Origin of the sequence: Streptomyces sp. NPDC088354, assembly GCF_044753585.1 — a bacterium.
Taxonomy (GTDB): Bacteria; Actinomycetota; Actinomycetes; order Streptomycetales; family Streptomycetaceae; genus Actinacidiphila.
On record NZ_JBIVNJ010000012.1, the window covers coordinates 142,869 to 162,153 of the forward strand.

19 protein-coding genes are annotated in these 19,285 nt (G+C 71.6%); 10 read left to right on the forward strand and 9 right to left on the reverse strand.

Going from position 1 to position 19,285, the window contains the following annotated elements; genetic code table 11:
• Nucleotides 1-53: 53 nt before the first annotated feature.
• The 5 genes from atpA to ACIP98_RS20045 all read left to right on the forward strand — a co-directional run bounded on the left by atpA (nt 54) and on the right by ACIP98_RS20045 (nt 5,036).
• Nucleotides 54-1,625 carry a F0F1 ATP synthase subunit alpha gene (atpA, locus tag ACIP98_RS20025; protein ID WP_319659957.1) on the forward strand — a complete coding sequence of 524 codons (1,572 nt, stop codon included), beginning with the start codon at nt 54-56 and terminating at the stop codon, nt 1,623-1,625.
• Nucleotides 1,626-1,627: 2 nt separating this feature from the next.
• Complete coding sequence (locus tag ACIP98_RS20030; RefSeq protein ID WP_319659956.1) at nt 1,628-2,545, forward strand: F0F1 ATP synthase subunit gamma; 918 nt, start codon at nt 1,628-1,630, stop codon at nt 2,543-2,545.
• 2 nt (nt 2,546-2,547) lie between these two features.
• Complete coding sequence (gene atpD / locus ACIP98_RS20035; protein WP_319659955.1) at nt 2,548-3,990, forward strand: F0F1 ATP synthase subunit beta; 1,443 nt, start codon at nt 2,548-2,550, stop codon at nt 3,988-3,990.
• Between the two features lie 121 nt (nt 3,991-4,111).
• Nucleotides 4,112-4,489 (forward strand): F0F1 ATP synthase subunit epsilon, encoded by a 378-nt coding sequence (locus ACIP98_RS20040; RefSeq protein WP_319660055.1) that lies wholly within the window; start codon nt 4,112-4,114, stop codon nt 4,487-4,489.
• A gap of 100 nt (nt 4,490-4,589) precedes the next feature.
• Nucleotides 4,590-5,036, forward strand: a complete 447-nt coding sequence (locus ACIP98_RS20045) for a DUF2550 domain-containing protein (protein WP_319659954.1) — start codon at nt 4,590-4,592, stop codon at nt 5,034-5,036.
• A 131-nt stretch (nt 5,037-5,167) separates the two neighbouring features.
• Here ACIP98_RS20045 and ACIP98_RS20050 read toward each other — a convergent pair whose 3' ends face one another.
• The 3 genes from ACIP98_RS20050 to ACIP98_RS20060 all read right to left on the reverse strand — a co-directional run bounded on the left by ACIP98_RS20050 (nt 5,168) and on the right by ACIP98_RS20060 (nt 8,062).
• On the reverse strand, nt 5,168-5,821 hold the full coding sequence (locus ACIP98_RS20050) for a response regulator (protein ID WP_401977101.1): 654 nt from the start codon (nt 5,819-5,821) through the stop codon (nt 5,168-5,170).
• A complete protein-coding gene (locus ACIP98_RS20055; RefSeq protein ID WP_401977103.1) occupies nt 5,818-7,020 on the reverse strand; it encodes a sensor histidine kinase in 1,203 nt (400 codons plus the stop codon). Before ACIP98_RS20055 ends, ACIP98_RS20050 begins: the two co-directional genes overlap by 4 nt.
• A gap of 469 nt (nt 7,021-7,489) precedes the next feature.
• Nucleotides 7,490-8,062, reverse strand: coding sequence for a cob(I)yrinic acid a,c-diamide adenosyltransferase (locus ACIP98_RS20060; protein ID WP_319659952.1), 573 nt, complete (start codon nt 8,060-8,062; stop codon nt 7,490-7,492).
• 160 nt (nt 8,063-8,222) lie between these two features.
• Between ACIP98_RS20060 and ACIP98_RS20065 the strand changes: the two genes are divergently transcribed.
• The 3 genes from ACIP98_RS20065 to ACIP98_RS20075 all read left to right on the forward strand — a co-directional run bounded on the left by ACIP98_RS20065 (nt 8,223) and on the right by ACIP98_RS20075 (nt 12,392).
• On the forward strand, nt 8,223-9,071 hold the full coding sequence (locus ACIP98_RS20065; RefSeq protein ID WP_319659951.1) for a 3-hydroxyacyl-CoA dehydrogenase family protein: 849 nt from the start codon (nt 8,223-8,225) through the stop codon (nt 9,069-9,071).
• A gap of 203 nt (nt 9,072-9,274) precedes the next feature.
• Entirely contained in the window at nt 9,275-9,598 is a 324-nt protein-coding gene (locus ACIP98_RS20070) for an STAS domain-containing protein (protein WP_319659950.1), read from the forward strand.
• A 214-nt stretch (nt 9,599-9,812) separates the two neighbouring features.
• Nucleotides 9,813-12,392, forward strand: coding sequence for an ATP-binding protein (locus ACIP98_RS20075; RefSeq protein ID WP_401977105.1), 2,580 nt, complete (start codon nt 9,813-9,815; stop codon nt 12,390-12,392).
• An 83-nt stretch (nt 12,393-12,475) separates the two neighbouring features.
• Here ACIP98_RS20075 and nucS read toward each other — a convergent pair whose 3' ends face one another.
• Entirely contained in the window at nt 12,476-13,138 is a 663-nt protein-coding gene (gene nucS, locus ACIP98_RS20080; RefSeq protein ID WP_319659948.1) for an endonuclease NucS, read from the reverse strand.
• 186 nt (nt 13,139-13,324) lie between these two features.
• Between nucS and ACIP98_RS20085 the strand changes: the two genes are divergently transcribed.
• Complete coding sequence (locus ACIP98_RS20085; protein ID WP_319659947.1) at nt 13,325-13,717, forward strand: SCO5389 family protein; 393 nt, start codon at nt 13,325-13,327, stop codon at nt 13,715-13,717.
• Nucleotides 13,718-13,771: 54 nt separating this feature from the next.
• Here the strand turns inward: ACIP98_RS20085 and ACIP98_RS20090 are convergent, their stop codons facing one another.
• Entirely contained in the window at nt 13,772-14,797 is a 1,026-nt protein-coding gene (locus ACIP98_RS20090) for an LLM class flavin-dependent oxidoreductase (RefSeq protein WP_319659946.1), read from the reverse strand.
• 213 nt (nt 14,798-15,010) lie between these two features.
• Here ACIP98_RS20090 and ACIP98_RS20095 point away from each other — a divergent pair, with 213 nt between their 5' ends.
• On the forward strand, nt 15,011-15,334 hold the full coding sequence (locus tag ACIP98_RS20095) for an ATP/GTP-binding protein (protein WP_319659945.1): 324 nt from the start codon (nt 15,011-15,013) through the stop codon (nt 15,332-15,334).
• Nucleotides 15,335-15,350: 16 nt separating this feature from the next.
• Here the strand turns inward: ACIP98_RS20095 and ACIP98_RS20100 are convergent, their stop codons facing one another.
• The 4 genes from ACIP98_RS20100 to ACIP98_RS20115 all read right to left on the reverse strand — a co-directional run bounded on the left by ACIP98_RS20100 (nt 15,351) and on the right by ACIP98_RS20115 (nt 19,249).
• On the reverse strand, nt 15,351-16,226 hold the full coding sequence (locus ACIP98_RS20100; RefSeq protein WP_319659944.1) for an ABC transporter permease subunit: 876 nt from the start codon (nt 16,224-16,226) through the stop codon (nt 15,351-15,353).
• Complete coding sequence (locus tag ACIP98_RS20105; RefSeq protein WP_401977106.1) at nt 16,223-17,320, reverse strand: ABC transporter ATP-binding protein; 1,098 nt, start codon at nt 17,318-17,320, stop codon at nt 16,223-16,225. Before ACIP98_RS20105 ends, ACIP98_RS20100 begins: the two co-directional genes overlap by 4 nt.
• A gap of 131 nt (nt 17,321-17,451) precedes the next feature.
• A complete protein-coding gene (locus ACIP98_RS20110) occupies nt 17,452-18,222 on the reverse strand; it encodes an ABC transporter permease (RefSeq protein ID WP_401977108.1) in 771 nt (256 codons plus the stop codon).
• A gap of 1 nt (nt 18,223) precedes the next feature.
• Entirely contained in the window at nt 18,224-19,249 is a 1,026-nt protein-coding gene (locus ACIP98_RS20115; RefSeq protein ID WP_401977109.1) for an ABC transporter ATP-binding protein, read from the reverse strand.
• Nucleotides 19,250-19,285 lie beyond the last annotated feature (36 nt).

Below are 19,285 nucleotides of genomic sequence, written 5' to 3' on the forward strand. Positions count from 1 at the left end.
GAGTTGGGCCGTAGCGAATACTTCGGGCCCAACAAGGAGAGCAGGGAACCCAGATGGCGGAGCTCACGATCCGGCCGGAGGAGATCCGGGACGCGCTGGAGACCTTTGTCCAGTCGTACAAGCCGGACGCGGCCTCGCGCGAGGAGGTCGGCACGGTCAGCATGGCCGGCGACGGCATTGCCAAGGTCGAGGGTCTGCCCTCGGCCATGGCGAACGAGCTGCTGCGCTTCGAGGACGGCACCCTCGGTCTCGCCCTCAACCTCGAGGAGCGCGAGATCGGTGCGATCGTCCTCGGCGAGTTCAGCGGCATCGAGGAGGGCCAGCCGGTGCACCGCACCGGTGAGGTGCTCTCCGTCGCTGTCGGCGAGGGATACCTGGGTCGCGTCGTCGACCCGCTCGGCACCCCGATCGACGGCCTCGGCGAGATCGAGACCGACGGCCGCCGCGCGCTGGAGCTGCAGGCTCCCGGCGTCATGGCCCGCAAGTCCGTCCACGAGCCGATGCAGACCGGCCTCAAGGCCGTCGACGCGATGACCCCGATCGGCCGCGGTCAGCGTCAGCTGATCATCGGTGACCGCCAGACCGGCAAGACCGCCCTGGCGATCGACACGATCATCAACCAGCGCGACAACTGGCGTTCCGGCGACCCGAAGAAGCAGGTCCGCTGCATCTACGTCGCCATCGGCCAGAAGGGCTCCACCATCGCGGGCGTGCGCGCCTCGCTGGAGGAGGCCGGCGCCCTGGAGTACACGACCATCGTCGCGGCTCCGGCGTCCGACCCGGCCGGCTTCAAGTACCTCGCCCCGTACACCGGCTCGGCCATCGGCCAGCACTGGATGTACCAGGGCAAGCACGTCCTGATCGTCTTCGACGACCTGAGCAAGCAGGCCGACGCCTACCGCGCCGTCTCCCTGCTGCTGCGCCGCCCGCCGGGCCGTGAGGCCTACCCGGGTGACGTCTTCTACCTGCACTCCCGCCTGCTGGAGCGCTGCGCCAAGCTCTCCGACGAGCTGGGCGCCGGCTCGATGACCGGTCTGCCGATCGTCGAGACCAAGGCCAACGACGTCTCGGCGTTCATCCCGACCAACGTCATCTCGATCACCGACGGCCAGTGCTTCCTGGAGTCCGACCTGTTCAACGCGGGCCAGCGCCCGGCGCTGAACGTCGGTATCTCGGTCTCCCGAGTCGGTGGCTCGGCGCAGATCAAGGCCATGAAGTCGGTCGCCGGCCGCCTGCGTGTGGACCTCGCCCAGTACCGCGAGCTGGAGGCCTTCGCCGCCTTCGGTTCCGACCTGGACGCAGCCTCCAAGGCACAGCTGGAGCGCGGCAAGCGCATGGTCGAGCTGCTGAAGCAGGGCCAGTACGCGCCCTTCCCGATCGAGGACCAGGTCGTCTCCATCTGGGCCGGCACCACCGGCAAGCTGGACGACGTACCGGTCGAGGACATCCGCCGCTTCGAGCGCGAGCTGCTGGACTACCTCCGCCGCGAGAAGAAGGACCTCCTGCAGGGCATCGTCGAGACCGGCAAGCTGGGCGACGACACCATCGAGGCCCTGACGGACGCGGTCGCGGAGTTCAAGAAGCAGTTCGAGACCTCGGACGGCAAGCTCCTGGGTGAGGGCTGAGCATGGGCGCCCAGCTTCGGGTATACAAGCGCCGCATCAAGACCGTCACCGCCACCAAGAAGATCACGAAGGCGATGGAGATGATCTCCGCGTCCCGGATCGTCAAGGCCCAGCGCCAGGTGGCGGCCTCGTCCCCGTACGCCGATGAGCTCACCCGCGCGGTGGCCGCGGTCGCGACCGGTTCCAACACGAACCACCCGCTGACCACGGAGGCCGAGAACCCGACCCGCGCCGCGGTGCTGCTCGTCACGAGCGACCGCGGTCTGGCCGGCGGCTACTCGTCCAACGCGATCAAGGCTGCCGACCGGCTCACCGAGCGGCTGCGCGCGGAGGGCAAGGAAGTCGAGCACTACATCGTCGGCCGCAAGGGTGTCGCGTACTACGGCTTCCGTGAGCGTCCCATCGCCGCCTCGTGGACGGGATTCACCGACAAGCCGGCCTACGCGGACGCCAAGGCGGTGGCCGACCCGCTGATCGACCAGGTCCTCAAGGACACGGCCGAGGGCGGCGTCGACGAGCTGCACATCGTCTTCACGGAGTTCGTGTCGATGCTGACGCAGTCCCCCGTCGAGCGGCGGCTGCTGCCGCTCTCCCTCGACGAGGCCACCGGCGGCCAGGCCCGCAAGGAGGGGGAGATCCTCCCCCTGTACGACTTCGAGCCGTCGGCCGAGGGCGTCCTCGACGCCCTGCTGCCGCGGTACGTCGAGAGCCGGATCTACAACGCGCTGCTGCAGGGTGCCGCTTCCGAGCACGCCGCCCGCCGCCGCGCGATGAAGGCCGCGACCGACAACGCCGAGGAGCTCATCAAGACGCTCACGCGGCTTGCCAACCAGGCCCGCCAGGCCGAAATCACCCAGGAAATCAGCGAGATCGTCGGTGGCTCCAGCGCCCTGGCCGACGCCTCTGCGGGGAGTGACTAAACATGACCACCACTGTTGAGACGGCCGCTGCCACGGGCCGCGTCGCCCGGGTCATCGGCCCGGTCGTCGACGTGGAGTTCCCCGTCGACGGCATGCCCGAGATCTACAACGCCCTCACCGTCCAGGTCGCCGACCCGGCCGAGGACGGCAAGCTGAAGACGCTGACCCTCGAGGTCGCCCAGCACCTGGGCGACGGCCTGGTCCGCGCCATCTCCATGCAGCCCACCGACGGTCTGGTCCGCCAGGCCGCCGTGACCGACACGGGCGCGGGCATCACGGTCCCGGTCGGCGACTTCACCAAGGGCAAGGTGTTCAACACCCTCGGTGAGGTGCTGAACCTCCCCGAGGAGAACGCGAACGTCGGTGAGCGCTGGACGATCCACCGCAAGGCGCCGAGGTTCGAGGACCTCGAGTCCAAGACCGAGATGTTCGAGACCGGCCTGAAGGTCGTCGACCTGCTGACCCCGTACGTCAAGGGCGGCAAGATCGGTCTGTTCGGCGGCGCCGGTGTCGGCAAGACCGTCCTCATCCAGGAAATGATCATGCGTGTGGCGAAGCTGCACGAGGGCGTTTCCGTGTTCGCCGGCGTCGGCGAGCGCACCCGTGAGGGCAACGACCTCATCCAGGAGATGGAGGAGTCCGGCGTCCTCGACAAGACCGCGCTGGTCTTCGGCCAGATGGACGAGCCCCCGGGCACCCGTCTGCGCGTCGCCCTGGCCGGTCTGACCATGGCGGAGTACTTCCGCGATGTGCAGAAGCAGGACGTGCTGTTCTTCATCGACAACATCTTCCGCTTCACCCAGGCCGGTTCCGAGGTCTCCACGCTGCTCGGCCGCATGCCGTCCGCGGTGGGTTACCAGCCGAACCTCGCCGACGAGATGGGCCTCCTCCAGGAGCGCATCACCTCGACCCGTGGTCACTCGATCACCTCCATGCAGGCGATCTACGTCCCCGCGGACGACCTGACCGACCCGGCGCCGGCGACGACCTTCGCGCACCTGGACGCGACGACCGTTCTGTCGCGCCCGATCTCGGAGAAGGGCATCTACCCGGCGGTGGACCCGCTGGACTCGACGTCCCGCATCCTGGACCCGCGCTACATCGCGCAGGACCACTACGAGTGCGCCATGCGTGTCAAGGGGATCCTGCAGAAGTACAAGGACCTCCAGGACATCATCGCCATCCTCGGTATCGACGAGCTGGGCGAGGAGGACAAGCTCACCGTCCACCGCGCCCGTCGCATCGAGCGATTCCTGTCGCAGAACACCCACGCGGCGAAGCAGTTCACCGGTGTGGACGGTTCCGACGTCCCGCTGGAGGAGTCGATCCACGCGTTCAACGCCATCGCCGACGGTAAGTACGACCACTTCCCTGAGCAGGCGTTCTTCATGTGCGGTGGCATCGAGGACCTCGAGCGCAACGCCAAGGAGCTCGGCGTCGGCTGACGCCCGTCACCCGACGCTCACCCGGCAGGGGGCGGACCCTGTGTCCGCCCCCTTGCCGCACCCCCGTTATCCTGTGTTTTATGCACCCGCCGGACGGCGGCGGGTGCCGACCCGAGGAGCCATCTTGGCTGAGCTGCACGTCGAGCTGGTCGCCGCGGACCGCAATGTCTGGTCCGGCGAGGCCACTCTTGTCGTCGCACGTACCGAGTCGGGCGACATCGGCGTCATGCCGAACCACGAGCCGCTGCTCGGTGTGCTGCAGTCCGGCCCGGTGACCATCCGCACCACCGACGGCGGCACCGTCGTCGCGGCGGTGCACGGCGGCTTCATCTCCTTCGCGGACAACAAGTTGTCGGTCCTCGCGGAGATCGCGGAGCTGGCCGACGAGATCGACGTCCAGCGCGCGGAGCGGGCCCTGGAGCGTGCCAAGGCCGACGCCGACGCGGTCGGCGAGCGGCGTGCCGAGGTCCGTCTCATCGCGGCGACCGGTTCACGCTGAGCATCCGGCCCGGTGGGGCCATGAGCCGCGGGAGGCCCAGGAGGGCTTCCCGCGGTTGCAGTATCCCTGTACGTGACGTTGAGCGAGGAGGTCGATGGGCGTGATCCTCGCTTTTCAGGTGTGCGGGGCCCTTGTCGCGGTGGCGTTGCTGGGGCTGTTCGTCTTCGGTCTGCGGCGGCGGCTGATCCAGCGTCCCGGCGGCACCTTCGACTGCAGCCTGCGCATGGCGCCCGGCGGCGTCGACGCGCCCTCGGGCAAGGGATGGGCGTACGGGGTCGCCCGCTACAGCGGCGACCGGATCGAGTGGTTCCGGGTCTTCTCCTACGCCCCCCGGCCGCGACGGTCGCTGGAACGCTCGGCCATCGAAGTGCTGCACCGGCGGCTGCCGCAGGGCCAAGAGGAGCTGGCGCTGCTCTCCGACGCCGTCGTCCTGGTCTGCGAGCACCGGGGCACCCGGCTCGAACTCGCGATGAGCGACGACGCCCTCACCGGCTTCCTCGCCTGGCTGGAGGCGGCACCGCCCGGCCAGCGGGTGAATGTGGCCTGAGCAGTGAGTGCCCCGCTGGTGGGGGTCCCCCCGGACGGAGTCCGGGGGAGGGTGAATGTGGCCTGAGCAGTGAGTGCCCCACTGGTGGGGGGAGGGTCCATGTGGCCTGAGCGGCCCGCGCCCCCGGCACCCTAGGGCTTCGCCGACAGCCCCAATTCCTGCGCCAGGACGGCCGCCTGCACGCGGCTGCGCAGTTCGAGCTTGGCGAGCATCCGGCTGACGTGGGTCTTGGCCGTCGCCTCCGCCATGGCGAGACGGGCCGCGATCTCGGCGTTCGACAGTCCCTGGCCGACGCAGGCCAGCACTTCCCGCTCACGCCTGGTGAGGCCGTCGAGCACGCCGCGGTCCGCCGCCGGCGCCACCCGTGCCGGCCGGGCGAACTCCCCGATCAGGCGGCGGGTCACCGCCGGGGCGATCATTCCCTCGCCGGCCGCGACCAGGCGCACCCCCTCGATCAGCCGGTCGGCCTCGGTGTCCTTCAGCAGGAAGCCCGCGGCGCCCGCGCGCAGCGCCCCGAAGACGTACTCGTCCAGGTCGAAGGTGGTCAGCACCAGCACGTCCGCCAGGCCCTCGGCGACGATCTCGCGGGTGGCGGAGACACCGTCGAGGCGGGGCATCTGCACGTCCATCAGGATCACGTCGGGCCGCAGCTCACGTGCCGCGCGGACCGCGGCCTCACCGTCGGCGGCCTCGCCGACCACCTCGATGTCGGGCACCGAACCCAGGATCAGCACCAGTCCCGCGCGGACCGCCGACTGGTCCTCGGCGACGACGACCCGGATCACGCCTCCCCCTTCACGGGCAGCGCGGCCCGTACACGCCAGACGTCCCCGTCGTGGCCGGCCTCGAAGGTGCCGCCGAGCAGTTCGGTGCGCTCGCGCATGCCGACCAGGCCGCTGCCCGAGCCGGGGGCCCGCGGCCCCGGCCGGCCCTCCGCGCCCACCGGGGCCCAGGGGCTGGCCACGGTGACGGTGAGCACCCCGGCGTCCTGCTCCAGCACCACGGGCACCTCCCCGGGCGCGGCGTGCTTGAGGGCGTTGGTGAGCGACTCCTGCACGATCCGGTACGCGGCCAGTTCCACCGGCGCCGGAGGCGGGGGAGCGCCGGCCGGCCGCTCGTCGCGCAGGACGAACCGCGCGTGCGGGGCCGCCGCCGCCATCTGAGCGAGCAGGACGTCCAGGCCGTGCAGCCGGGGCACCGCGGCGGGCCCCGAGTCCTCGCCGGACGCGTCGCGCAGCAGGCCGATGAGCCGTCGCATCTCCGACAGGCCCTGGACGCTGTTCTCCCGGATCACCGACAGCGCCTCCCGGGCCGGCCCCTCCCGCCGGTCCAGCGACAGCGCGGCGGTGGAGTGGATGGCGATCGCCGACAGATGGCCCGCGACCATGTCGTGCAGTTCCCGGGCCATGCGGGCGCGCTCGGTGCCGACCGCCTCGCGGCGGTCCATCTCGGCCAGCAGCGCGGTCTGCTCGGCGCGCAGCCGTTCGGCCGCGGCCTCGTCGCGGTGCTGCCGCACGACGACGCCGGTGAAGGCCGGGGCGACAAAGACCAGGGCGCCCACGATGCCGATCAGCAGCGAGTCGGCGACCGGGCGCAGGGCGAGAGCGGTGGCGGTCACGGCCGCGGTGAACAGGACGCTCGCCACCGGCACGACGCGGATCAGCCGCTTCGGCCCGTACACGACGGCGGCGTAGACCAGGTCCGTGAACATCAGCACGGTCACCAGGAGCGAGCCGATCACGAAGTCCGCCGCCAGGACCAGCGTGCCGGCCACCACCGCGAACCGCGGCGCGGTGCGCCGCAGCGACGCGCAGCCGGCCATCGCGGTCAGCGGCAGCAGCGAGAGCCAGGCGTCCCCGCCGCGCGGCTGGTTGCCGGAGTAGGTGCACAGCCCGAGCGCCCACATCAGCAGGCCGCCGGCGAGGCCCGCGGCGCCGATCAGCACGTCGTCGCGGTGCGGACGCAGGGCGGCGGTGGTGGGCATTCCCCCATGACAGCACGCCGTGCGCCGACGGCGCCTCGGCCCGTGGGTGGAACGTGCCCTGCACCGAAGGATGCAGACGCGGCTCATCAGCGGCGACGATGCGCCGCGGGCGACCGGTGGCGGAGGATCGAGGGCCGCTCGTCGCCTCGGCCGTCGGTGGTGGGACGGCCTTCAGGGTCCCGCCGGGCGCCGGACCGGGCGTGCATCACCCGCCGCGCGGGCCGCGCGCGGGGGCCGTGGTCCTGCTGTGCCTGCCGCCGGTGGACGGCGTACTGCTCGCGGCCGTCGTCGCCTACGGCCACTACGGCCGTGTGGCGTACCGCTTCGCCGGCAGCCGCGGAGGGCGTGGGTCACCGGGCTCAACGCCCTCGTCGCGGCGTCCTGTACGTCGTGGCCGCGGCGCGAGCCCGGCTCGGGCCCGCGCCGGTGACCGGTCGTCAGCCGTCCGGGCGCGCGGCCGCCGCGCCGTTCAGCGGTTCTCGCCGGGCACCCACAGCACGTCGCCGACCTCCTTGTTCGCCGTGCGGGCCAGGATGAACAGCAGGTCCGAGAGCCGGTTGAGGTAGGTCGCGGTGAGCGGGTTCATCGTCTCGCCGTGCTCGTCCAGCGCCGCCCACGTGGAGCGCTCCGCCCGGCGCACCACCGTGCAGGCCTGGTGGAGCAGCGCGGCACCCGGGGTGCCGCCGGGGAGGATGAAGCTGCGCAGCTTGTCCAGCTCCTCCAGGAAGCGGTCGCACTCCGCCTCCAGCCGGTCCACGTAGCCCTGTTCGACGCGCAGCGGTGGGTACTTGGGGTCGGGCACGACCGGGGTCGCGAGGTCCGCGCCGACGTCGAAGAGGTCGTTCTGGACCCGCACCAGCACGGTCGCGACCTCCGGCGGCAGCCCGCCGAGCGCGAGGGCGACACCGATCGCGGCGTTGGCCTCGTTCGCGTCCGCGTAGGCCGAGATGCGGCTGTCGGTCTTGGCGGTGCGGCTCATGTCGCCGAGGGCGGTGGTGCCGTCGTCCCCGGTCCGCGTGTAGATGCGCGTCAGATTGACCATGGGGCCGAGCGTAGTCCCCGGTCGTGCCCGGGGTCGCCGGCCGTGGTCGCTCCCCGATTGCGACGAAGGACACACGGTGACCCGGGTCTCCAACTGCTGCGCGGGGCTGCGGAGCACCGTTAAGGTCCCGGCAACAGCATCGAGAAGATAGGTGTGTGCCGTGGCGAAGAAGCTCGCCGTCGTCGGAGCCGGCCTGATGGGCTCCGGAATCGCGCAGGTGTCGGCCCAGGCGGGCTACGAGGTCGTGCTGCGCGACATCACCGACGAGGCGCTGGCCCGCGGCCTGAGCGGTATCGAGGCGTCGTACGAGCGGTTCGTCGCCAAGGGCAAGCTGTCCGCCGAGGACGCTGCCGCCTCGCTGGGCCGCATCACCACCACCACCGACCTCGACGCGGCAGCCGAGGCGGACATCGTCGTGGAGGCGGTCTTCGAGAAGATCGAGGTCAAGCAGGAGATCTTCCGGGCCCTGGACAAGATCGCGCACCAGGACGCGGTGCTGGCCTCCAACACCTCCGCCATCCCGATCACGAAGATCGCGGCCGTGACGGAGCGTCCGGAGCGCGTGGTCGGCACGCACTTCTTCTCCCCGGTCCCGATGATGCAGCTGTGCGAGCTCGTCCGCGGCTACAAGACCAGCGACGAGACCCTGGAGCGGGCCAAGGCCTTCGCCGAGGAGGTCGGCAAGACCACCATCGTGGTCAACCGCGACGTCGCCGGCTTTGTCACCACCCGCCTGATCTCCGCGCTGGTCGTCGAGGCCGCCAAGCTCTTCGAGTCCGGCGTCGCCTCCGCCGAGGACATCGACACCGCCTGCCGGCTCGGCTTCGGCCACGCCATGGGCCCGCTGGCCACCGCCGACCTGACGGGCGTCGACATCCTGCTGCACGCCACCGGCAACATCTACACCGAGTCGCAGGACGAGAAGTTCGCGCCGCCGGAGCTCATGCGGCGCATGGTCGACGCGGGGGCGCTCGGCCGCAAGAGCGGCGAGGGCTTCTACCGCTACTGACGGGCGGTCAGCCCGGCGGGCGGGCACGGGGGTCCCGCCCGCGCCCCCACCACGGGGAGGCTGGGCCCGGCGGGCGCATCCCGTCACTCTCCAGAGTGAATTCGGTATCGGTTCGCTCACAGACGGCAACCTCTTCGTACGACGGACCGTCAGTTACGTAGAACCAACGCACTTTCCACCCATTCACTCCACGGGGAGGCTTCATGCACATCAGGGGCGACCACGCCGAGCTGGTCGTCGGGGGCCGCCTCGACGTCCGTACCGCGGCGGACGCCCGCAAGGTCCTGCACTCCGCGGTGGACGGGGGTCAGGGCGACCTGGTGCTCGACCTGACCGAGCTCGACTCGTGGGACGCCACCGGGCTGGGCGTGATCATGGGGGCGCACCGCCGCTGCGGACGGGCCGACCGCAGGCTCGTGCTGCGGGGCGTCCCGGCGCAGATGCAGCGGCTGCTGGTCGCCACGCGACTGCACCGCATTCTGGTCATCGAGGGGGGCATCGCGGCAGAAGCACTGCCGCGTACCTAGCGGGGCGTGCCGCAACGGAACTGGCAAGCCCGGACAGATTCGGACGCAAGGGCGGCATGGCGGCCCTGAGGTTCGCACATACTGTGGGAAGGTTTAAGGTTCGGTTCCGGCGTGCCACACCCCGTACGCCGAGGAGGGGAGCCGGACCGGTCCAGCTGCGGACGTGCGGGCCCGGGTACGGCCCCGCTGCGACGCGAATGGGGGGCGGAGACTAATGGACCCACACATCGGACCCGACATGTCAGGCGACGAGTACGGCGCCGGGCAGGACTCCACGAGCTTTCCCGACCGCCCGGCCCCGGCCGGACCGGAGGACGGCACACAGCCCGTGCCGCGCGTGACGCGGCCCGTGCGCGACCCGCTGACCCCCGAGGTCGGCTCGGGCACGGCGGACGGCGACGCACCTCGCGTCGTCCAGCTCGTCGTGGGCGACTGCCTGCTGACCCTCAATCCCGTCGACGGCAGCGAGGTGAGCTCCCTGCCGGCCGCGGGGCTGCCCACCCCGGTGCGCCGCGACGCGGAGGCGCGGGCCGCGCGCACCGCCGGCACGCACCCTGCCGTGCCGCCGGGCCCCCGCGGGCCCGAACTGCCCCTGCTGGAGCGGGAGGAGGAGCGCGAACGGCTCTCCCGGCTGCTGTCCCGCGGACGTTCGGTCCGGGTCACCGGCCCGTCCGGCGCCGGCCGCAGCGCGCTGCTCGACGCCGTGGCCGCGGCGTCCGCGGATCTCGCCCCCGACGGCGTGATCCGGCTCTCCGGCTACCGCCGCACGCCCAGCGACCTGCTGCAGGAGATCTTCAGCACGGTCTACGACGCCGAGGGCGAACCGTCGCCGGGGGGCGCGGCCACGGCCTACCGCCCCGACCGCGGCCGGCTCACGGAACTGCTGCGCGACGTCGGCGCGGTCGTCGTCCTGGACGACCTGGAGTTCGGCGGCGCGGCCCTGGAGGAACTGCTCGCGGCCGCGCCCGAGTGCGCCTTCGTGATGGCCGCGACGCCCGACATCGCCGCCCCCTCCTCCGACTCCGCGGTCGAGGAGGTCTTCCTCCCCGGGCTGACCCGGGTCGCCTGCCTCGAACTGCTGGAACTGGCCGCGGGGCGGCCGTTGCAGGAGGAGGAGACCGCCTGGGCGGCGGACCTGTGGTTCGAGTCCGAGGGGCTGCCGCTGCGCTTCGTCCAGGCCGGCGCGCTGCTGCGGCAGCGCGACGCGCTCGCGGCCGAGATCCTCGCCGCCGACGAGTCCGTCTGGGGCGACGCGGAGCCGGACGACGAACTGCCGGTGGACGCGCCCTTCGACGCGAGCGAGGCGTCGGCAGTGGCTCCGGGGTCCTCCTCGCACGTGCCGCTGCCCTCGCTCGCCGAGAGCGCCGCCCCGGCCGCGCTGCTGGCCTCCCGGCTGACCGGGTCGGCCCAGGAGACACTGCGCTTCGCGGTGGCCCTGGACGGCGAGTGCCCGCACCAGTCGCACTTGCCCGCCCTCGTCGGCGAGACGCACGGGGACGCCGCGCTCGGTGAACTGGTCGCCGTGGGGCTCGTCGCGCCCGTCGACCGGCACCACCGCCTCGCGGCGGGCGTGCGCACGCAGCTCGCGGCCCCCGGCGAACTCGCCGAGGAGGCCGCCGCGGAGGGCGCGCCGCAGGCCCTCACGGCCGCCCAGCACTACACCTGGTGGGTCGGTCACCCCTCCGTCACGCCCGAGCGCGTCGCCGCCGAGGCGGAGGCGATTCTCGCCGCCCTGGGCGCCTGCCGGGACGGCGGCCATGCCAGCGCGGCGGTCCTCCTCGCGCGCACGGCGGCGCCGGTGTTCGCGGCGTCGCTCCACTGGAGCGCGTGGGAACGCGCCCTGCGCTCCGGCCAGGAGGCCGCGCGGCAGTCCGGTGAGGTCGCGGAGGAGGCGTACTTCCTGCACGAACTCGGCGTCCTCGCGCTCTGCCTGGGCAGCTACGACCGCGCGCGCAGCGAACTGGAGGCCTCCATAGCCCTGCGCGGTGCCCTCGCGGACCGCCACGGCACGACGGTCGGCCGCCGTACCCTCGCCCTGGTCCTCGACCGCGTGGGCGTCACCGCGCCGCTCACCACCCCGGAGGGCGCCGGGACGACCACCACGGCCCTGGAACTCCCCGATTCCCCCGCGACCGTCATCAGCAAGCGCCTGGCCGTCTCCACGCCGCCCCGCCGCGGTCTCACCCGCTCCCGCCGCAACCTCGTCGCCGCCGGCGCGGGAGCGCTGCTCGCGGCCGTCCTCGGCACCATCGTCACGCTCGGCACGACGGCCTCCGGCGGTGACCAGAACACCCCGATGAACGTCAAGCCCCTGGAGACCGCCCAGCCCGACGAGGCCGACGACGGCCTCCCGGCGGACGGTACGTCGCCGACCCCGGGCTCCACGCAGCACGCGCCCGCGCCCTCGGCCAGCGGCAGCGGTGCCGTCGCGAATCCCAGCGCGTCCGGTGCCGCGGGTGGCGGTGGTGGCGGCGGCGCCGACCCGGGCACGGGCGGCGGGAGCACGACGGGGGAGCAGGGCGGCACAACGCCGTCGAGCACCACGAGGCCGCCGAAGGGCGGTTCCAAGCCGCCGACCCTGAAGCCCCCGACGACGCCGAGCCACTCGTCGAAGCCCTCGACGTCGCCGCCGACGTCGCCGAGCAGCCCGTCGACCACGCCGGGTTCCCCGACGCCGAGCGACACCCCGACCGGTCCGGAGGGCAGCATGAGCGCCAGCGGACCGTCCACCGACACCCCGGTGACGGCGACGGAGAGCGTCACCGGCAGCAGCACCGAGGCGCCCGTCGTCTGACGCCGGCCCGAACGGCAGCGTGGCCCCGTAGTCAGCCGACCACGGGGCCACGACGCTGTGGGGCCGGCGCACGGCCCCCGGGCTCAGAAGAGGCGCAGCTTGTCGTCCTCGATGCCGCGCAGCGCGTCGTAGTCGAGCACGACGCAGCCGATGCCGCGGTCCGTGGCGAGCACGCGAGCCTGCGGCTTGATCTCCTGGGCGGCGAACACGCCCTTGACGGGCGCCAGCAGCGGGTCGCGGTTCAGCAGTTCGAGGTACCGGGTCAGCTGCTCGACGCCGTCGATCTCACCGCGCCGCTTGATCTCGACCGCGACGGTCGTGCCGTCGGAGTCCCGGCCGAGGATGTCGACGGGCCCGATGGCGGTCGGGTACTCGCGGCGGATGAGGGTCCAGCCGTCCCCGAGCACCTCCATGCGGTCGGCGAGCAGTTCCTGCAGGTGCGCCTCGACGCCGTCCTTGATCAGACCGGGGTCGACGCCGAGTTCGTGGCTGGAGTCGTGGAGGACGTCCTCGATCGTGATGATCAGTTGCTCGCCGGCCTTGTTGGTGACCGTCCAGACCCCGTCGTCGCCCTCCTTGAGCGTGCAGGGCGGCGACATCCAGTTGAGCGGCTTGTAGGCGCGGTCGTCGGCGTGCACGGACACACTGCCGTCGGCCTTCACCAGGAGCAGCCGGGTCGCCGAGGGGAGATGGGCGGAGAGCCTGCCCGCGTAGTCCACGGAGCAGCGGGCAATGACGAGACGCATGGTCGGCAACGCTACTCGCTACCGGGCGCGGTTGGAAAATGGCCAGTTGTGAGCGCTCCCACCTAGTGTCGTGGGACCTCTCCGCCTACGGTTGTGAGTGGAGGCCGTCGTGCGGGAGAACACTGGACGGCTTCTCTCCGTAGTCCGTCTGACTCCTCGGACAGGGGGGTCACGAGAGGAGTACTCATGTCGCTCGACGTCTCACCGGCCCTCCTCGAACAGGCCGAGCGAGGCGAGGTCGACGAACGGGAATTCGTCGACTGCGTCCGGACTTCCCTGCCTTACGCATGGGACATGATCAGCTCTCTGGCGGCGCAGCTCAAGGTGGACGGCGGAGAGTTCGCCGACAACCAGGTGCCGCCGCCGGACGAGCACGCGCGGGGGCAACTGCTCCGCGCTCTGGCGAGTGACGCGATCCGGGGGGCACTTCAACGGCATTTCGGGGTGCGACTGGCATTCCAGAACTGCCACCGGGTCGCGGTGTTCCCGCTGGACCCGGCGGTCGATGAGCGTTACGCGAAGTTCACCTCCGTACGCGCACAGTTGCTGAACCAGTCCCCGGAGCTTCGGGACTGCTGAGACCGGCCACAGTGCTCCCGTCGTTGGCCGACACTTTGCCCCTTGATGTTTCAATCAGGCCAATTGCGGGAGCACTTCCGCTCCGAGCCGCGCCACGTTCTCCTCCGTGGCGGCGAGGTCGCCCGAGCCCTCGACAAGCAGGGCGAAGCGGCGGATACCGGTGCGTTCCGCGGTGGCGGCGAGACGGTCGGCGCACAGCGACGGCGGCCCCACCGGGTGCAGGTCGCAGAGGAGTTCGGTGTAGGCGAGGGGGTCGCGCATCGAGCGCGCCCGGCCGTCGACCGTACGGTGGGCGGCCAGTCCCTGCTGCAGCCAGCCGGGCATCGCCTTGGTCAGCGCCTCGACGGCGTCCGCGCGGCGGTCCGCGATCTGCGTCACACCCGCGGACACATGCTCGGCGGCCGCCACCATTTCGGGTGAAAGCCCCGCATCGCGCGCCTCGGCCTGCCACATTGCGACCATGGCCGCCTTGTCCTCGTCCCCGCAGTGCATGCCGAGCAGCATCGGCAGACCGCGCCGTGCCGCCAGCCGCACGCTGGACGGCGAGGTGCAGGCGACCACGACCGGCGGGCCGCCGGGCGCGTCGAACTCGTCGGCGCGGGGGACGACATCCACCTCGCGGAAGGCGAATCGTTCTCCCGCGGCCCCGACCCGGGGGTCGCGCAGCCAGCGCAGCAGCAGGTCGAGCGACTCGGGGAAGCCGCTCTCGAAGGCGGCCAGGCCGGCCCCGAAGACCTCCAGGTCCACCCAGGGGCCGCCGCGGCCCACGCCGAGCGTGAAACGGCCGCCGGACGTGATGTGCAGCAGCGCCGCCTGCTCGCCCAGGGACACCGGATGGGCGGTCGGCAGCACGCTCACCGCGGTGCCCACCCCGATCCGCCGCGTCCGCCCGAGCAGCAGCGCGGCCAGCGTCACCGCCGAAGGGCAGACCCCGTACGGCACGAAGTGGTGTTCCGCGAGCCACACGGAGTCCAGCCCGGCCGCTTCCGCCGCCTCGGCGGAGCGTACCGCCCGGTGCAGCGCCTCCCCGGCTCCCTGTCCGGGGAACTGGGCGGCGAGAACGAAAGTACCGACGCGCATCGTGCTTCACACCTTTCTCGGTGGCCGACGCGACTCCCCTAACCGTCATTAACGTCTGACACGTGCCAAGGGCACGGGCCAACCTCCGCGATTTCATGATTTTCAAGGGGATGGCGGACATGGGGGGTTGTGGGGCGCGTACCCGCACCGCCCCGGGCTACGCGTACGCTGAAAGCAGGTCCGATGTCCCCGACCCGCATGAGGTGTGTGCTTGTGTCCCCGCGCCGAAACCGCCCGCGAGGCACCGCCGGCAGTCCGCAGGAGACGGACGGGCCCGGCTGGGGCCGCGGCGGGGAGCGCACCGAGAGCTGGCAGGGCGAGGAGTGGACGGTCCGTCCGCTCGCGGGGAGTTCCGGCGGCAAGCGCTACCGCTGCCCCGGCTGCGACCAGGAAATCCCGCCGGGCGTCGGGCACTTGGTGGTCTGGCCGCAGTACGGCGGCGTGGACGACCGGCGGCACTGGCACACCGCCTGCTGGAACGCCAGGGACCGCCGGGGCGTGCGGCCCCAGCGGTCCCGGAACGCCCCGCGGTACTGAGCCGCGGGAGCGGAGGTCAGACGTCGCGCTTGGCGAGCACCGCGTACGCGCCGCACAGGGCGACGGCCGTGACGACCGCCAGCGCGAGCAGCTGGGGCAGCCCGTCGGCGTGGTCGCCGCCGAGCATCGGCATCCGGTAGAGCGACGCGAGGGCGTTGGGTGACGAGTACTCGATCAGCTTGTCCCGGAGCGTCCGCATGCTGTCGGCCTGCATGAAGATCGCCATGATCAAGGGCAGCAGGACCACGCCCAGCATGGTCGTGATCGCGCCCGCGGAGTGCCGCAGCAAGGTCCCCACCGCGAGGGACAGCAGCCCGAGCAGGGCGACGTACAGGCCCACGCCGACCGTGGCGCCGAGCCACTGCGCGCCACTGGCGGAGCTGACACCGCCCACCACCACGAGCTGCGAGTCGCTGTACAGGGAGAACCCCGGGTCCACCGGCTTGCCGGCGAACGTGGCGTAGTTCATCAGCGCGGTCAGCAGACAGGCCACCGTGGTGACCGTGAAGGTCAGCGCGAAGAAGACGATCCCCTTGGCGACGAGCACCCGGCCTCGCTGAGGGCAGGCGGTCAGGGTGGTGCGGATCATGCCCGTGCCGTACTCGGAGCTGATCACCAGCACGCCCAGGGTGATGACGCACAACTGCCCCAGCAGCACGCCGAACAGGCCGAAGGCCAGCACCGGGTCGGAGACGTGATCGGTCGAGGAGGCCGCGTCGACCAGCAGGTTGATGCCGAGGATCAGCACGAGCATCACGCCGAGCGTCCACATCGTGGAGCGGACGGTCCGGATCTTGGTCCACTCGGACGCCAGCGCATGGCCGAGGTGCGTCTTCTGCACGGGGATCGCCGAGGAGAACCGCGGCGCCGGGATCTGGACGGGGGCGGTCATCGGGCGTCCTCGGCGGGCTGGATGGGCTGGGTCGGCTGGGTCGGCTGCGCATACGGGTTCGGCTGCGGCGGGGCGTAGCCGTCCGGGTGGGGCTGGGGCTGCTGCGGGAACGGCTGCGGGGCTCCCCAGCCGCCCGGCACCGGCGCATCCGGCTGCTGCTGCAGGCCCTGCCGCGGGTCCGAGGTGGAGCGGTAGTCCACCGCGCCGTTCGTGAGCTGCATGTACGCCTCCTCCAGCGAGGCCTGGTGCGGCGACAGCTCCCACAGCCGCACGTCGGCGTCGTGCGCGAGGTCGCTGATCCGCGGCAGTTCGAGGCCGGTCACGCGCAGCGCCCCGTCCTGCTCCTCCTGCACCTCGGCGCCGGCCCCGGTCAGCGCCTTGCCCAGCTTCTCGCGGTCGGCGGCCACGTCGGGGGTGCGGACCAGCGCGAAGCCCGTGGAGTTGCGGGCGATGAACTCCTTCACGCCCATGTCGGCGAGCAACTGGCCGCGGCCGATGACGATCAGGTGGTCGGCGGTCAGCGCCATCTCGCTCATCAGGTGCGAGGAGACGAAGACCGTACGGCCCTCCGAGGCGAGCCGGCGCATCAGATGGCGCACCCAGTGGATGCCCTCGGGGTCCAGTCCGTTGACCGGCTCGTCGAAGAGCAGCACCTCGGGGTCGCCGAGCAGCGCGGCCGCGATGCCCAGGCGCTGCCCCATGCCGAGGGAGAAGCCCTTGGAGCGCTTGCCCGCGACCTCCTGAAGGCCCACGACCCCCAGCACTTCGTCGACACGACGGGCCGGGATGCCGGACAGCTGGGCCAGGCTGAGCAGATGATGACGGGCGCTGCGCCCGCCGTGCACGGCCTTGGCGTCCAGCAGGGCGCCCACCCGGCGCGGGGCGTTCGGCAGCAGGCGGTACGGCTGACCGCCGATGGTGACCCGTCCGGAGGTCGGGCTGTCCAGGCCCAGGATCATCCGCATCGTGGTGGACTTCCCGGAGCCGTTCGGTCCCAGGAAGCCCGTCACCATGCCGGGCCGTACCGTGAACGACAGGTTGTACACGGCCGTTTTGCTGCCGTAGGTCTTGGTGAGGCCCACTGCCTCGATCATGCTCCGCCCCTCGATGACCAGCCCTCGGGGCGGTGCCCGCCCCCGTGAGGATTAGGAGGCGGGCGGGGCGAAATTGGTTCCCGCCCCCGGGGAACCGAAACCTCCTGCGGTCCCTCGGGGCCGGGAGCCGGTCAGGCGTCGCGCTTCTTCAGGACCAGGTACCCGCCGACGAGCGAGGCGATCACCCACAGGGCCATGATGCCCAGACCGCCCCAGGGCCCGTACGGGCGCGCGTCGCCGGTCGAGACCACCTGCAGGACCTTGGAGCCGGCCTGGTCGGGGAAGTACTGGGCCACGGTCTTGGCCTTGGGGACGTTCGCGAGGATCGCCGAGACCAGGAAGAAGAAGGGCATCAGGATGCCCAGCGACAGCATGGGGCTGCGCAGCATCATCGCGACGCCCACCGAGAACAGCACCATCAGCGTCATGTAGAGACCGCCGCCGACGACCGCGCGCAGCACGCCGTCCTCCGAGATGGAGGTGCTGTGCGAGCCGAGCAGGGCCTGGCCGACGAAGAAGGTCAGGAAGCTGGTGGCCATCCCCACGACGAGGGCCAGGGCGCCGGTGACCGCGACCTTCGACAGGTAGAACGTGGCGCGCTGCGGGACCGCGGCGAGCGAGGTGCGGATCATGCCGGTGCTGTACTCACCGGTGACGACCAGGACGCCGAAGACGATCAGGGCCAGCTGGCCGAGGATCAGCCCGGCGAAGCTCGTGTTCGTCGGGTCGAAGCTCCGCAGATCCTGCTCGGAGGCGTGCTCCCACTGGGAGGCGATCAGCAGGCAGATCAGTCCGCTGATGACGACGGTGACGAGGAGTGCGGACGCCAGCGTCCACACCGTCGAGCGGACCGACTTGACCTTGGTCCACTCGGACTGCAGAACCGCGCTCGGTGCCGCCATGTCAGGACTTCTCCTTCTTCTTCTGCCATTCGGCGCCCCAGGCAGGCGCGGGCGTCGTCGCGGCTGTCGCGGCGGGAACGGCGCCGGCCGCCGCCGCCACGGACCCGTCCACCGGCTGTCCGGGGATGCCCGCCTGGTACTCGACCGACTCGGCGGTCAGGCGCATGAAGGCCTCTTCCAGGGAGGCGCGCTGCGGGCTCAGCTCGTGCAGCACCAACTGGTGCCGCGCGGCGAGCTCACCGATCTTCGCGGTCTCCGCGCCCTCGATCTCGAAGGCGCCCTCGTCGGTGATCAGGGGCGTGATCGACGCGCCGGTCAGCACGTCCTTGAGCTTCTCCGGCTCGGGCGTGCGGACCCGCACATAGGAGCGGGAGTTCTCGGCGATGAAGTCGGCCATCGTCGTGTCCGCCATCAGCTTGCCGCGGCCGATCACGATCAGGTGCTCGGCGGTCAGCGCCATCTCGCTCATGAGGTGGCTGGAGACGAAGATGGTCCGGCCCTGGGCCGCCAGGCTCTTCATCAGGTTGCGGATCCAGTGGATGCCCTCGGGGTCGAGTCCGTTGACCGGCTCGTCGAACATCAGGATCTCGGGGTCGCCGAGCAGTGCCGCGGCGATGCCGAGGCGCTGGCCCATGCCGAGGGAGAAGCCCTTGGAGCGCTTCTTGGCGACCGAGGAGAGACCGACGATCTCCAGCACCTCGTCCACCCTGCGGGCCGGGATGCGGTTGGACTGGGCGAGGCACAGCAGATGGTTGTGCGCCGTGCGGCCCCCGTGGATGGCCTTGGCCTCCAGCAGCGCGCCGATGTGCTGCAGAGGTTCGTTCAGCTCGCGGTAGTGCTTGCCGTCGATGCGGATGCTTCCGCTGGTCGGATTGTCCAGGTCCAGCATCATGCGCATCGTGGTCGACTTCCCGGCGCCGTTGGGACCGAGGAAACCGGTCACCACGCCGGGCCGCACCGTGAAGGTGAGGTCGTCCACGGCGGTCTTGTCACCGTACCGTTTCGTCAGCCCCTGCAGCTCGATCATGCCGCATAGGGTACTGGTGCCACCGCGGCCGGTGCA